18 protein-coding genes and 1 other RNA gene are annotated in these 13,230 nt (G+C 68.7%); 10 read left to right on the top strand and 9 right to left on the bottom strand.

Going from position 1 to position 13,230, the window contains the following annotated elements; genetic code table 11:
- Positions 1-5 precede the first annotated feature (5 nt).
- On the top strand, positions 6-371 hold the full coding sequence (locus tag ACOFKW_RS09035) for an Mth938-like domain-containing protein (RefSeq protein WP_419813821.1): 366 nt from the start codon (positions 6-8) through the stop codon (positions 369-371).
- Positions 372-574: 203 nt separating this feature from the next.
- Here ACOFKW_RS09035 and mtgA read toward each other — a convergent pair whose 3' ends face one another.
- The 4 genes from mtgA to ACOFKW_RS09015 are packed head-to-tail and all read right to left on the bottom strand — an operon-like array spanning position 575 to position 4,372.
- Positions 575-1,261, bottom strand: coding sequence for a monofunctional biosynthetic peptidoglycan transglycosylase (gene mtgA, locus ACOFKW_RS09030; RefSeq protein WP_419813820.1), 687 nt, complete (start codon positions 1,259-1,261; stop codon positions 575-577).
- 27 nt (positions 1,262-1,288) lie between these two features.
- Positions 1,289-2,527: a flavin monoamine oxidase family protein gene (locus ACOFKW_RS09025; RefSeq protein ID WP_419813819.1), complete on the bottom strand. Its 1,239-nt coding sequence runs from the start codon at positions 2,525-2,527 to the stop codon at positions 1,289-1,291.
- Positions 2,528-2,537: 10 nt separating this feature from the next.
- Positions 2,538-3,434, bottom strand: coding sequence for an RNA polymerase sigma factor RpoH (gene rpoH, locus ACOFKW_RS09020; protein ID WP_419813818.1), 897 nt, complete (start codon positions 3,432-3,434; stop codon positions 2,538-2,540).
- Between the two features lie 20 nt (positions 3,435-3,454).
- Positions 3,455-4,372 carry an RluA family pseudouridine synthase gene (locus ACOFKW_RS09015; RefSeq protein WP_419813817.1) on the bottom strand — a complete coding sequence of 306 codons (918 nt, stop codon included), beginning with the start codon at positions 4,370-4,372 and terminating at the stop codon, positions 3,455-3,457.
- A 63-nt stretch (positions 4,373-4,435) separates the two neighbouring features.
- Between ACOFKW_RS09015 and ACOFKW_RS09010 the strand changes: the two genes are divergently transcribed.
- Genes ACOFKW_RS09010 through ACOFKW_RS08995 form a run of 4 tightly spaced genes read left to right on the top strand, consistent with a single transcriptional unit; the run spans position 4,436 to position 6,523 of the window.
- Entirely contained in the window at positions 4,436-5,005 is a 570-nt protein-coding gene (locus tag ACOFKW_RS09010; protein WP_419813816.1) for a Mov34/MPN/PAD-1 family protein, read from the top strand.
- On the top strand, positions 5,005-5,298 hold the full coding sequence (locus tag ACOFKW_RS09005) for a cold-shock protein (protein WP_419813815.1): 294 nt from the start codon (positions 5,005-5,007) through the stop codon (positions 5,296-5,298). The genes ACOFKW_RS09010 and ACOFKW_RS09005 overlap by 1 nt, the downstream gene beginning before the upstream one ends.
- Complete coding sequence (locus ACOFKW_RS09000; RefSeq protein ID WP_419813814.1) at positions 5,295-5,936, top strand: LysE family translocator; 642 nt, start codon at positions 5,295-5,297, stop codon at positions 5,934-5,936. The genes ACOFKW_RS09005 and ACOFKW_RS09000 overlap by 4 nt, the downstream gene beginning before the upstream one ends.
- On the top strand, positions 5,933-6,523 hold the full coding sequence (locus ACOFKW_RS08995) for a histidine phosphotransferase family protein (protein WP_419813813.1): 591 nt from the start codon (positions 5,933-5,935) through the stop codon (positions 6,521-6,523). Before ACOFKW_RS09000 ends, ACOFKW_RS08995 begins: the two co-directional genes overlap by 4 nt.
- Here ACOFKW_RS08995 and ACOFKW_RS08990 read toward each other — a convergent pair.
- Entirely contained in the window at positions 6,499-7,155 is a 657-nt protein-coding gene (locus tag ACOFKW_RS08990) for an SDR family oxidoreductase (protein WP_419813812.1), read from the bottom strand. The genes ACOFKW_RS08995 and ACOFKW_RS08990 overlap by 25 nt on opposite strands.
- Positions 7,156-7,235: 80 nt before the next feature.
- Here ACOFKW_RS08990 and ACOFKW_RS08985 point away from each other — a divergent pair, with 80 nt between their 5' ends.
- From ACOFKW_RS08985 to ACOFKW_RS08975, 3 genes are read left to right on the top strand one after another with little or no spacing between them, the layout of a single operon-like run.
- On the top strand, positions 7,236-7,946 hold the full coding sequence (locus ACOFKW_RS08985; protein WP_419813811.1) for a TerB family tellurite resistance protein: 711 nt from the start codon (positions 7,236-7,238) through the stop codon (positions 7,944-7,946).
- Positions 7,943-8,818, top strand: a complete 876-nt coding sequence (locus tag ACOFKW_RS08980) for a DMT family transporter (protein ID WP_419813810.1) — start codon at positions 7,943-7,945, stop codon at positions 8,816-8,818. Before ACOFKW_RS08985 ends, ACOFKW_RS08980 begins: the two co-directional genes overlap by 4 nt.
- Positions 8,815-9,474: an N-acetylmuramoyl-L-alanine amidase gene (locus ACOFKW_RS08975; RefSeq protein WP_419813809.1), complete on the top strand. Its 660-nt coding sequence runs from the start codon at positions 8,815-8,817 to the stop codon at positions 9,472-9,474. Before ACOFKW_RS08980 ends, ACOFKW_RS08975 begins: the two co-directional genes overlap by 4 nt.
- Here the strand turns inward: ACOFKW_RS08975 and ACOFKW_RS08970 are convergent.
- Together ACOFKW_RS08970 and ACOFKW_RS08965 are read right to left on the bottom strand one after the other, a co-directional pair.
- Positions 9,471-9,731, bottom strand: coding sequence for a hypothetical protein (locus tag ACOFKW_RS08970; RefSeq protein WP_419813808.1), 261 nt, complete (start codon positions 9,729-9,731; stop codon positions 9,471-9,473). The two genes, ACOFKW_RS08975 and ACOFKW_RS08970, sit on opposite strands and share 4 nt — an antisense overlap.
- Positions 9,732-9,876: 145 nt before the next feature.
- Positions 9,877-10,110: a hypothetical protein gene (locus ACOFKW_RS08965; RefSeq protein ID WP_419813807.1), complete on the bottom strand. Its 234-nt coding sequence runs from the start codon at positions 10,108-10,110 to the stop codon at positions 9,877-9,879.
- An 84-nt stretch (positions 10,111-10,194) separates the two neighbouring features.
- Here ACOFKW_RS08965 and rnpB point away from each other — a divergent pair.
- Positions 10,195-10,583: RNase P RNA component class A (gene rnpB / locus ACOFKW_RS08960), an RNA gene on the top strand.
- Positions 10,584-10,762: 179 nt separating this feature from the next.
- Here the strand turns inward: rnpB and ACOFKW_RS08955 are convergent.
- The gene (locus ACOFKW_RS08955; RefSeq protein ID WP_419813806.1) at positions 10,763-11,215 is read right to left on the bottom strand and encodes an NfeD family protein; all 453 of its coding nucleotides are present in this window, start codon (positions 11,213-11,215) and stop codon (positions 10,763-10,765) included.
- Positions 11,212-12,165 (bottom strand): SPFH domain-containing protein, encoded by a 954-nt coding sequence (locus ACOFKW_RS08950; protein ID WP_419813805.1) that lies wholly within the window; start codon positions 12,163-12,165, stop codon positions 11,212-11,214. The genes ACOFKW_RS08955 and ACOFKW_RS08950 overlap by 4 nt, the downstream gene beginning before the upstream one ends.
- 79 nt (positions 12,166-12,244) lie before the next feature.
- On the opposite strand from ACOFKW_RS08950, the gene ACOFKW_RS08945 reads away from it, so the two are divergent.
- Positions 12,245-13,105: an HpcH/HpaI aldolase/citrate lyase family protein gene (locus tag ACOFKW_RS08945; protein ID WP_419813804.1), complete on the top strand. Its 861-nt coding sequence runs from the start codon at positions 12,245-12,247 to the stop codon at positions 13,103-13,105.
- The last annotated feature ends 125 nt before the right edge of the window (positions 13,106-13,230 follow it).

Genomic DNA, 13,230 nt, shown 5'->3' with positions numbered 1-13,230 from the left:
CGAACATGGGACCGTCACCACATATCGAGCACCTCGAATGGGGCACGATCACCGTTGCCGGGCTCGGGTCGAACAAGGACGTCAAGCTGTATCCGGGCGGCGGCCGGGCCTGGGACTGGGGCGAGACCGGCACCCGGCACAACCCCGGCATCCAGCCCGCCGACGTCCAGGAACTGCTCGATCACGGCAGCGAGGTCGTCGTCCTGAGCCGGGGCATGGACCTGGTGCTCCAGACCTGCCCGGCGACGCTGCAACTACTCGCCGATCGCCGGATACCGGTGCACGTGCTCGAAACGCGCGAGGCGGCGCGATTGTACAATGAGCTGGCCAGCTCGCAGCCGGTCGGCGGCTTGTTTCACTCGACCTGTTGAGCGGCACGCGGCCGTTTTCCTGCATCCACGTGTCGGGCGGAGGGGAGGCCGGTCTCCTTTAACCGTCATCCCGGCGAAGGCCGGGACCCGTTGGGCGCGACCGACGGCAACGATGCTCGACGATCGCAGCGCACTTACCAACTGCAGTGGTGATGGGTCCCGGCCTTCGCCGGGATGACGGTTTGAGCGGGTGCCCGGCTGCGCTACCCCGCGAGGCAGCCGTCGATCGCGCCGTCGCGCACGACGCGAATGCGCCGCTCGATCGCCCGGGCGTGACGCTTGACCTTGCCGTGCAGGTCGGAGGCGTCGCGCTTGATCGGTTGCGGCAGGATCGCCACCAGCCGCGCCGCCTGCTTCGGGCTCAACTGCGCCGCCGAGACGCCGAAATAATGCTGGGCCGCCGCGCCGACGCCGTAGATGCCCGGGCCCATCTCGGCGATGTTGAGATAGACTTCCATGATCCGGCGCTTGCCCCAGAACGCCTCGATCAGCACGGTGAAATAGGCCTCCAGCCCCTTGCGGAGGTACGATCGCTCCGGCCACAGGAACGCGTTCTTCGCGGTCTGTTGCGAGATCGTCGAGCCGCCGCGCAGCTTGGTCGATTCGGCGTTCTTGGCCATCGCCGCTTCCATCGCGCCCATGTCGAAACCGTTGTGGCTGCAGAATTTGGCGTCCTCAGCCCCGATCGCGGCGCGCGGCACGGCGGGCGAGATTCGGTTCAGCGGCGTCCAGTCGCGCTCGACATGCTGACCGTGCAGGGCGTCGCGCGCCATCGGCCAGGTCAGGCCGGGGTTGATCCAGCGATAGGCGATCGCCCACACCAGGCTGAACCCGACCAGCCCGATGACGAGCTTGAGCAGCGTGCGCAACAACCAACCCAGTGCGGACACCGCAAAGCAACTCCCCCTGTGACCGGCCTATAGTGCGGCGCGCGGCCCCGGCGTCAAGCGCCCCAGGCTTCGCACCACCGCATCCGCGGCGCGGACACCGGTGGCATGCGCCCCGTGCGCCGTGCCGATATCGACCGGCTCGCACGCCTCGCCGGCGAAGAAGATGCGATCGCCCACCGGTTCCGCTAGCCGCAGCCGGGCGTCATGCTCGCCGGGCCGGGCGTAGGACCAGGCGCCGCCGATGTGCGGCTCGCTGTGCCAGGCGCTCGCCGCGATCGGGCGCAGCCGGTGCCGCCAGTCGTTGCCGAGCAGCCCGGCCAGCTCGCCGATCATCGCGTCCGCCGTGCCGGCCTCGCCCAGCCGCGCCAGCGCTTCGGCATAAGGCCCGCCGAAATAGCATTCGACCACCGGCCAGCCGAACGGCCGCAGGCGGTGGCTGGCCGAGCAGGTGTCGCGTGGCCGCCCGCGCAGATGGCCGTTGACCGGCAGATCGTCGGCTCCCTCGACGGCGAGGTACAGCTTGCCGACATGCCCCATCGGCAGCTTGCCCGCGTCCGTGACCTTGCCCGGCAGCAGCGGGTCGAAGCGGATCGCGCCGAGCACACCGGTCGACACCGTGACGATCACCCGCGCCGCCTCGATGGTGCCGAAGCTGCCGCTGACCCGCACGCCCGCCGGGGTGACGACCACTGCCTCGACCACTGCGCCGAGCCGGATGTCCAGCCCCTCGGCCGCCCGCGCCACGGCGGTGCCATAACCCTCGCGCACCCGCCAATTATTGTCGGAGGCCGCCGCATCGAAGGCGTGATGGTCGATCAGCGACACCTGCGATGCACACGCGCCGTCGAGATAGCCGACCACCGCATCGACCGCCCCGGCCCATTCGCCTGCCACCGGCAGAGCCTCCGACAGCGCCACGTCGGGCCCGGCCGCCAGCCGCTCGACCTCGGCATCGAAAGCTTCGAACGCCGCGCCGAACGCCTGCTGCTCCGCCTCGGGAAAGCCCAGCCCGAGCCACTGCACGTCCCAGCGCGCCTTGCTGAGATCGACGGTCAGCCCCAGCCGCTCGGCCTCGAAGGTCCACGGATTACGCTCCCCCGAGTGCAGCCAGCCGCACCCCAGGTCCAGCGCCATGCCCTCGCGCACCACCGTGTGCGCCCGCCCGCCGACGCGCGCGCCAGCCTCCAACACGACCACCGACAGCCCGGCCCCGGACAAGCGAAGGGCCGCCGCGACTCCCGCCGCGCCGGCCCCTACGACAATCACGTCCAAGGCGTTAAGCCAGTTCGAGCAGCTTGCGCTCCCCGGCCAGCAGCTTGATGCCCTTCTGCAGCTTCTCGAAGGCGCGCACCTCGATCTGGCGCACCCGCTCACGGCTGATGCCGTACTGCTGCGACAGCTCCTCCAGCGTCTCCGGCTCGTCGACCAGGCGGCGCTGCGTCAGGATGTGCTTCTCGCGGTCGTTGAGCCCGTCCATCGCATCGACCAGCAGGGCGTGGCGCTGCGTGCGCTCCTGCTCGTTGGCGACGATGGCGTCCTGCAGCGGACCCTCGTCGGTCAGCCAGTCCTGCCACTCGCCCTCGCCCTCCTCGCGCAGCGGCGCGTTGAGCGAGGTGTCGCCGCCCATCGACATGCGACGGTTCATCGAGATGACCTCCTCGTTGGTCACCCCCAGCGTCGTCGCGATCTTCTCGACGTCGGCCGGCTTCATGTCGCCGTCCTCCATCGCGTCGATCTTGCCCTTCAGGCGCCGCAGGTTGAAGAACAGCTTCTTCTGGGCCGCCGTCGTGCCGATCTTCACCAGGCTCCACGAGCGCAGGATGTATTCCTGGATCGAGGCGCGGATCCACCACATCGCATAGGTGGCGAGCCGGAAGCCGCGCTCCGAATCGAACTTCTTGACGCCCTGCATCAGCCCGATGTTGCCTTCGGAGATCAGCTCGGCGACCGGCAGGCCATAGCCGCGGTAGCCCATGGCGATCTTGGCCACGAGGCGGAGGTGGGACGTGACCATGCGCGCCGCGGCGGCAGGGTCCTGGTGCTCGGCCCAGCGCCGGGCGAGCATATACTCCTCCTCGGGCGCGAGCAGGGGAAACTTGCGAATCTCGGCAAGATACCGGTTGAGGCCGGCCTCGCCGCCCAGCGCGGGGATCGTCGCGGGAACATTGGCCAAGTGCTAAATCCTTCTCATACTCAGGTCGTCCCAACTGAAAGACGACCGATTAGGTCCACTATATCGACGGGCAAGGGTGAAACAAAAGACAGATTTTCTTGGGTGACAGGATGGAGAAACCCCAAGGTCGCGGCGTGGAGTGCCTGCCGCCTGAAATTCAGTTCGTCCAGAACCGGCAATTGGTTACCCTTTGCCCCGCCATAAAATGGATCGCCGAGCAGCGGGTGCCCGATCGAGGCCATGTGGACGCGGATCTGGTGCGTCCGTCCGGTTTCGAGGCGACACTCTATTTGTGCGCTTTTGAACAACGGCTTAACTGTCCGGAAGTGCGTGACGGCATGCTTGCCGCGCCCGTCCGGCACGATCGCCATCTTCTGCCGGTTGGCGCTGCTGCGCGCCAACGCGCCCTCGATGCGGCCGGCCGGCGGAGCGGGCACCCCGGCGACCACGGCGGTGTAGCGCCGCTCGACGGTGTGTGCGGCGAACTGCCGCGACAGCCCCTCGTGCGTCGGGTCGGTCTTGGCGACGACCAGCAATCCCGAGGTGTCCTTGTCGATGCGGTGGACGATCCCGGGCCGCGCGACTCCACCAATCCCGGACAGCCGCCCGGCGCAGTGGTGGAGCAGCGCATTGACCAGCGTGCCGTCGAGATTGCCCGCCGCCGGATGCACGACCAGCCCGGCTGGCTTGTCGACGATCAGCAGGTGGTCGTCCTCGAAGACGATGCGCAGCGGAATGTCCTGCGCCTGGGTCTCCGACGGCCGCGGCGGCGGCACGGTCACGGTGAAGAGGTCGCCCGCGGCCACCTTCTTCGCCGGGTCGCGCGCCAAGCCGTTGAGACCGCTGACGTCACCGTTCGAGATCAGCCCCTTGAGCCGCTCGCGCGACATCGTCGGCACCAGCGCGGCCAGTGCACGGTCCAGTCGCCAGCCGCTCATCGCGGCGTCTACGGCAACATGAACAATCGACTTTGTGTCCCCCATCCCTTAGCCGATGTCGTCATGAAACTGGCGATTGCAAGCACCGCGATCGAGGCGATCCTCGCCCATTCGGCCGCCGCGGCGCCGAACGAGGCGTGCGGGCTGTTGCTCGGGGCGCCGGGAACGGTGGAACGCGCCGAACCCGCGGCGAATGTCGCGGCGCATCCGGAGCGGAGTTTCGAGATCGACCCGGCGGCGCTGCTGCGCTGGCACCGCGAGGCGCGCGGCGCCGGGCTGGCGGTGATCGGGCACTATCATTCGCACCCCAACGGCCTGGCGCGGCCGTCGGCGACCGATGCGGCGCGAGCGGTCGTGGATGGGGCGGTGTGGGTAATCGCGGCGGCGGTCGGCTCTCAAGAGCCCCCACCCCGGCCCTCCCCACTCTCCGCTTCGCGGGGGGGGAGGGAGCAGAAAGCTTCCCCACAGAGCGAACACGAGCGCGGCGACGGGGAGCAGTCTTCCCCCTCCCCCCACGGTGAGCCCTTGCGAACCGAGAGTGGGGAGGGCCGGGGTGGGGGCTCTTCAGGCTCCCACACCCTCACCGCCTGGACCATGACCGCCACCGGCTTCACCCCCGTGGACCTGAGCTAATGGCCATCGGCGAGGTCAAATGGTTCAACCGCAAGAAGGGCTTCGGCTTCATCCGCCCCGATCTCGGCCCGTGCGACGTGTTCGTCCACATCTCCGCGGTCCAGCGTGCCGGGCTGGAGGCGCTCGACGACGGCCAGCGCGTCGAGTTCGAACTGACCCAGCTCGGCGACGGCCGCGTCACCGCGATGGGCCTGCGGCTGGCGGTCGACCGCGACGCCGTGCCCAATGAAAAACCCAGCGGCGCGCCTCCCGAGGTGCTGCCCGCGACACTGCCCCCGGCGCGAGCCGGGTGATCGACGTTGCCAGCCTGCATTTTCCGGCAGGCGTCGCCATCGGCCTCGGTTCCGCAGCGCCGATCGGCCCGATCAACCTGCTCGTCATGCAGCGGACCCTGTTGCGCGGTGCAAGGTCCGGGCTGACGCTGGGTGTCTGCGGCGCGTTCGGCGATGCGATCTTCGCCGTCATCGCGGCGTTCGGCATCGCCGCGGTCTCGCGCATCCTGACCGAGCATATCCACGCCATCCGCATCTTCGGCGGCCTCGTCATGCTGGCCTTTGCCGTCGTGCTGTGGCGTGCGCGGCCGCAACGCCGCGACGATCCCGCGCCGACCTCGACGCCGCGCATGGCCGCTGCGATCATCGGACTGACGCTGACCAACCCGGCGACGTTCCTGTTCTTCCTTGGCAGCTTCGGCGCGATCGGGTTCAGCGGCATCGGCCACGACACCGACGCTCATCTGGTCAATTCCGCTTTGGTCGTCGCGGGTGTATTCTCCGGCTCGATGCTCTGGTGGTTCGCCGTCGTCGGGGCTACCCGTCTGCTGAGGGAACGCGTAACCGACCGTCACCTGATAATCTTCAATCGTGTAACCGCCGTCGTGCTGATGCTGTCGGGCAGCGCCGCGGTCCTGACCGGAGTGCTGAAACCATGACCCAGGCTGCGCTTGCTTCGCTGGTTGCCCGGCGCCTGTGCCATGATTTCGCCGGCCCGGTGGGCGCGGTGACGACGGCGCTCGACATGATGGCGGACGGCAGCGACCCCGAGCTCCTGTCGCTCGTCACCGACAGCGCCGCCAGCCTCAGCGCCAACCTGCGCCTGTACCGCTTCACCCTCGCGCCCAGCAACGAACCCGCCTCCAGCGGTGTCGCGCGCGAGCTGTTCGTGGATTGGCTGAAGTCGCACGAGGGGCTGGAGCTCGACTGGGCCGGCGGCAGCGACGACTGGCCTGCAGGCGTCGCCGAGCTGACCACCGGCCTCGGTATCATCGCCGCCGACGCGGCCGGGCGGGGCGGACGCCTGACCATCACCCAGGGCAAGGTCCGCGTCGATGCATCGGTGCTGGCGATCGATCCCGACCTGGCCGACGTGCTCGGCGGCGGGTCGCCGCCGGTCACCACGCGCCTCGCCATCGCCGGGGTGATCGCCGCGCAGGCCGCCGCCGCCGGCCTGACCATCCGCATCGATCAGGACGCGGACGGCCTGACGCTGACCGCCTACCAGGGCAATACGGCGCCCTGATAGTCGAGGTACTGCGCCGCCTTGCCACCGGGCAAAGTGTCGATGACGCGGCGCAGGCCGCTGACCGAATCGGGGATCTCGACCGCTGCGCTGGCGCCGCCCATGTCGGTCTTGACCCAGCCGGGGTGGAGCGCGACGACCTTGATCCGCCGCGGCCGCAGTTCCTGCGACAGGTTCATCAGCCCCATGTTGAGCGCCGCCTTCGACATGCGATAGGCGTAATAGCCGCCACCGCCCTGGGTGATCGAGCCCATCGTCGACGACAGCGCCGCGATCGTGCCGCCGTCCTTGACCGCGCCGCCCAGCTGTCGCGCCACCAGCATCGGGCCGAGCGCATTGGTCGTCATCACCCGCGTCCAGTCGTCGGCGACCAGCGATGCGAGGTTGGTATCGACGACGTTGACCCCGGCGTTGACGATCAGCACGTCCCAGCCGCTACCCGCCTGCGCCGCGACCTTCGCCAGCGAATCCTCGTCGAGCATGTCGGCGACCGCACCGGTGACGCCGGCGATCTCCGGCAGGTCGGCGTCGCGTCGCACCGTCGCCAGCACCTCCCAGCCAGCGCCCGCATATTGGCGGGCCAGCTCCAGCCCGATGCCGCGGCTGGCTCCGATGATGATGACGCGGGGCATGTTGGTCCTTTCGGGTGGGTGGTTCAGAGGCAGCTAATCGCCTAAGACCGGAACGCGTCAAGATCGGAGCGGGTGGCAGTTTGAGCGTTTGGGGCAAGGTGATCGGCACCGCTGCCGGGCTGTTGCTCGGTGGTCCCTTTGCCGCGCTCGCCGGGTCGGCAGGCGCGTCGGGCGACATCGTGCTGCGCCGCGTCGCCTCGCCGGAGCGGCGCCAAGTTGCCTTCACCATCGCCGCGATCGCGCTGGCCGCAAAGATGGCGCGCGCCGACGGGGTCGCCTCGCCGGCCGAGTTCGCCGCCTTCGAACGCCTGTTCCAGGTGCCCGACAAGGAGCGCGCCAATGCGACGCGCTTCTACCGGCTGGCGCAGGGCTCGGTGAACGGCTTCGAGGCCTATGCCGACCAGGCGGCGTCGCTGCTCGGCGCGGGCTCGCCGGTGCTGGAGGACCTCCTCGAAGCACTTTTGCTGATCGCCAAGATCGATGGTTTTCACCCGGCGGAGCTCGCCTATCTGGAGACCGTGGCGGCGCGCTTCGGCTTCGACGCGCCGGGCTATGCCCGCATCCGTGCCCGCCATCTCGCGCCGGCACCCGACGATCCCTATGCGGTTCTCGACGTGCCGCCCGGTAGCGACCTGGAGACGGTGCGCGCCGCTTATCGCCGCCTGGTCAAGACCTACCACCCCGACCGCCACATGGCCGGCGGCACCCCGCCCGAGTTCATCCGCGTCGCCGAGGACCGCATGGCGGCGATCAACCTCGCCTATGGCGCGCTGACGCGGAACCGGACGTGAAGCCGATCCACCTGCTCGCCGTCGCCATCATCAACATCGTCTGGTCGATCAACGTCATCGCCCTCAAGATCGCGGTGACCGCGATGCCGCCGCTGCTCGCGGTGACCCTGCGCTATTCGATCGTGCTGATCGTCTGCCTGCCGTGGCTGCGCTGGCTGCCCGGCCAGATGGGGCGCGTCGCACTCACCGGCGTCGTCGCGGGGGCCTTGTTCATGGGGCTCGGCGCACTGTCCTACAGCATGGCGGACAATGTCTCGGCGCTGGCCATCGCCGGGCAGCTCGGTGTGCCGTTCAGCCTGATCCTGGCGGTGATCTTCTACCGCGAGCGCATCCGCTGGGTCCGCATCATGGGCATCGCGCTGGCGTTCGGCGGGGTGGCGATGCTGGCCTTCGACCCGCACATCCTCGACGAGCGCGTCGGGCTGCTGCTGACCGTCGCCGCGACGTTCTGCTGGGCGGTCGGCAATTTGCTGTTCCGGCGCCTGCCCGGCATCTTCACGCTGACCATCCACGGCTGGCTCGCGGCGGTCAGCGTGCCGATCCTCGCCGCCGCGAGCTGGTATTTCGAGCCTGGCTCCTTCGCCGTCCTCCCGACCATCCCGTGGCACATCTGGGCGTGGCTGGCATACAGCGCGATCGGCGCCTCGCTGATCGGCCACGGCGGCATGACCTGGCTGTTCCAGCGCTACCCGGTCTCGACCGTCGCGCCGCTGACCCTCGCCGCGCCGCTGCTGTCGGTGATCGTCGCGGTGCTGGTGTTCGAAATCCCGGTCACCCTGGTCATGGTCGCCGGCGGGCTGGTAACGCTCGCCGGCATCGCCATCATCACCTTCCGCACCGCCCGCGCCCGCGACACCAAGGCCGCCGCATGATCCCCTGCCCCAGCCCCAACTTCGACACCCGCACGCAAGCTATCTCCATGATAGTATTACACTATACCGGCATGCCCACCGCCCCCGCCGCGATCGACCGCCTCACCGACCCCGTCGCCAAAGTTTCCGCCCATTACGTCGTCGTCGAGGACGGTGAAGTGTTCATACTCGTCGCCGAAAAGGACCGCGCCTGGCACGCCGGCAAATCATTCTGGCGCAGCATCACCGACGTCAACTCCGCCAGCATCGGCATCGAGATCGTCAACCCCGGCCATGAATTCGGCTACCGCCCCTTCCCCGAACCCCAGATGGCCACCGTCGAGTCACTGGTCCGCGACATTGCCGAACGCCATGCCATTTCCCCCGCCATGATCGTCGGCCACAGCGATATCGCGCCGTTGCGGAAAATCGATCCGGGCGAGCTGTTCGACTGGCCGCGCCTCGCCGCCGCCGGACTGGCCTTGCCGATCCCCGAAGTCGGCCTCGACCCCGACTGGACTGAGGCCGGCTTCCTCGCCGCCCTGTCGCGTTTCGGCTATGACGTCAGCGCGCCGGTCGCCGCGGTCTCCGCCTTCCAGCGCCGCTTCCGCCCCCGCAACTTCTCCGGGGTAATCGACGCCGAAAGTCGCGCGCTGCTGTTCGCCCTGCTCCGCTAGTCGAGCAGCATCGCGACCAGGTCGGTGCCGTAGAAATGCAGCATCACCCAGCCGATCACCAGCGCGACCAGCAGCGTCCGCTTGCGCCCGCTCAGGTGCGGCCAGTCGTTGATGTTGCCGCAGAACGACTGCATCCAGGCGAACGCCCCGGCGCCGATCACCCACACTGGGAACAACATCGTACGCGTCCAGAACAGTTGCGACGCCGTGACATAGGCGCTGCCGTCCCCGGTCTTCAGCAGGGCGTCATGCCCCACCGCCGAATGCTCGGTCGATCGAGACGTAGTAATTGCCGAACGCCAACATGATCACCCAAGCGAACACAGAGCCGATCGCCACGACCTGCACGGCGATCATCAGCCAAGACTGTTTCGCCGCGGTCCGTGGCCGGGCGGCGCGCACTCAGCTTTGCGGCATGGCGCTGTACGCCGGATGCGCGGTGTCACCACCCAGGCCGCCGGGTAGCTCGGGCTTCTTGCTGTCCTTCTTCGACGGCGCCGGCGCGCTCTCGGTCGCGGCGGCGGTATTCAACCCGACGCCCTTGTCGGCGACCTGCTGGTACGATCCCAGCCCCTTGCGGACACTGGCGCAACCGGCCACGGCGAGGACCAGCATCAAGGCGATAGGCAGGCGCATGCTGTCACTCCAAACGAACCCGCCCATTACGGCGGCGCCACCACGCTTGGCAAGCGGCGGCACATGCCCTAGCACTCGCCTCGGCCAGAGGATTGGACGGCCGCCGCCGCAGCGATGCGGGGGAGGAAAGTCCGGGCTCCACGGAACGACGGTGCCGGGTAATACCCGGCGGGGGCGACCCCAGGGACAGTGCCACAGAGAGCAGACCGCCATAGCTTTTCGGAGCGACGGCAAGGGTGAAAGGGTGCGGTAAGAGCGCACCGCGCGACGGGTAACCGAAGCGGCATGGTAAACCCCACCGGGAGCAAGACCGCATAGGGGCGGCGCGTTCGGACCTCGGTCCGGACAGGGCAGGAACCGGCCCAGTCGCCCGGGTTGGTTGCTTGAGGCGTGCGGCAACGCACGTCCTAGAGGAATGGCCGTCCAAGGGCTCACGCCCCGGACAGAACCCGGCTTACAGATCCTCTGGCCACCACGCAGCGCGGCCGCGCGCAGCAAGGAAGACGCGGAGCGTCTGCCGCGCAGCGCTCGGACTCGCGCCAGCGCGGCCGGCGGGTCGGGCGCACCTTCCGCCCGAACCCGTCCGACGGCGTGGCTTCGCCACGACTCCCTTCCGCTTCCTGCCTGCCTCGTCAGGCCTCAGGCCTACCGCTCACCCGCTCGCGCTAACCGCCTGATCGACCACCAAGGTCGTTCCCTCGACGCGCACCACCCGCGCCTTCGCCCCCACCGGCAAGTCCGGCCCGGTGCACGGCCATGGTGAGTCCCCAACCTGGACCCGCCCCGCGCCGCCGCTGATCGCATCGACCACGACCACCACCGCGCCGACCATGCGGTCCGACCGCCGGTTCAACCCCGGCTCGTGCGTCACCGGCGGGCGGCGCCCGACCCACAGGCGGCCGCAGATCACCGACACCACCGCCAACACGACGAACAGCATCAGCTGCGTTTCCCATGCCGGCGCGAACAGTGCGCCGATCAGCGCGCTGACCACCGACGCGCCGGCCAGCCAGATCATGAACGCGCCCGGCGTGACGATCTCCAGCCCGGCCAGGATCGCCGCGGCGACCAGCCAGACCCAGGGCGTCAGCACGAAACCGCTCATCCCCGCGGCACCGACGGGACGCTGGACCGCGGTACCGACGGCTCGGTGCGCACTGCCTTGACCAGTTCGCCGATGCCGCCGAGCGAGCCGACCAGCGCCGACGCCTCGATCGGCATGAAGATCGTCTTGGCGTTGGGCGATGTCGCGAACGCCTGCATCGCCTCAACATATTTCTGCGCGACGAAATAGTTCAGCGCCTGCGGATTGCCGCCGGCGATCGCTTCCGACACCAGCGTCGTCGCCTTGGCCTCGGCCTCTGCGGAGCGCTCGCGCGCCTCGGCATCGCGGAACGCTGCTTCACGCCGCCCCTCGGCCTCCAGGATCTGCGATGCCTTCTCGCCCTCGGCGCGCAGGATGGCGCTGGCGCGGGAGCCCTCGGCTTCCAGGATGTTGGCGCGCTTCTCGCGCTCGGCTTTCATCTGGCGGCCCATGGCGTTGACGATGTCGGCGGGAGGGCGGATGTCTTTCAATTCGACGCGGGTGATTTTTATGCCCCAGGGGTGGGTTGCCTGGTCGACGACTATGAGCAGTTTGGCGTTGATTGCGTCGCGTTTTGAGAGGGTTTCGTCGAGGTCCATGGAGCCCATGACGGTGCGGAGATTGGTCGTCGTGAGATTGACGATGGCGGAATATAAGTCACTGACTTCATAGGCTGCCTTGGCGGCGTCGAGGACCTGGTAGAAGACCACGCCGTCGACGGCGACGATGGCGTTGTCCTTGGTGATGATCTCCTGGCCCGGGATGTCGAGGACCTGTTCCATCATGTTGATGCGGCGGCCGACGCGGTCGACGAAGGGGATGATCAGGCTGAAGCCGGGGCGCAGCGTCATGGTAAAGCGGCCGAAGCGCTCCAGGGTATATTCGAAGCCCTGCCGCACGACGACGACTGCCTGACTGACCGCGAAAACCGCGACGACCAGCAGAAATATCGCAAATACACCTTCGGTCATTCGATACTCCCCCGTACGCCTGCTGGTCTTATAGCGCGCCCGCTGGCAGGACGGATGCGAAATCGTGATGAGAGCCGCCGTGACCGAGATCGACGCCGACTGCCCCCGCCGTACGGTCCTGTACCTTCCCGCGATCCGCGACAGCGCGGTGGCGAAGGCGCGGACCCTCGACGCCGATTGCATCATCCTCGACCTGGAGGATTCGGTGGCGCCCGGCATGAAGGCGGCGGCGCGGGCGGCGGCGGTCGCGGCGACGACGGCCGGCGGGTGGGGCCACCGCGAGGTGCTGTTGCGGGTCAACGGCCTCGACACCGAATGGTCGGCGGATGATTTCGCCGCCGCCTCCGGGGCCGATATCGCGGGCATCGTCGTGCCCAAGGTCGATAGCGCCGCCGATGCCGGGCGGGCCGTGGCGCTGGCGGGCGGCAGGCCGGTATGGGCGATGATCGAGACGCCGCGGGCCGTGCTTGCGGTCGCAACGATTGCCGCAACGCCGGGCATTCGCGGCCTGGTGGCGGGTTTCGCCGACCTGACCAAGGAGCTGCACCTGCGCCCCGACGCCGGCCGGGCACCGCTGTTCTACAGCATGGGCGCGCTGGTCGTGGCGGCGCGCGCGGCCGGAATCCCGGTGTTCGACGGGATCTACACCGACATCCGCAACGACGATGGGCTGCGGGCCGAGGCGGTGCAGGCCCGGGCCTTCGGGTTCGACGGCAAGACCTTGATACATCCTGGACAAGTCGACATCGTCAACGCCGTCTTCGCCCCCTCGGCGGATGAATTGCGCCACGCCGAGGGGCTGATCGCCGCGCACGAGGCGGCCTTGGCCCAGGGTCTCGGCGTCACCAGTTTCGAAGGGCGGATCGTCGAGAACCTGCACGTCGACGAGGCGCATCGGCTGCGGCGCTTCGCAGCCCGGCTGGAGCACCGCGCCAGCTAGCTGCCTGCGACAAATGTTGCACCGCAGCATCGTTGCGCGCATCATCGGAACGAATCCGGGGACCGTCCGTTGTCGATATGTGCCTTTCCGGCGCAGGCCCGCCGACGGGCCAACCTGCAGATTTG

The organism is Glacieibacterium sp., from assembly GCF_965200405.1.
Lineage (GTDB): Bacteria > Pseudomonadota > Alphaproteobacteria > Sphingomonadales > Sphingomonadaceae > Glacieibacterium.
Note: the sequence above shows the minus strand (reverse complement) of the source record. Positions and strands in the feature narration are given on the sequence as shown.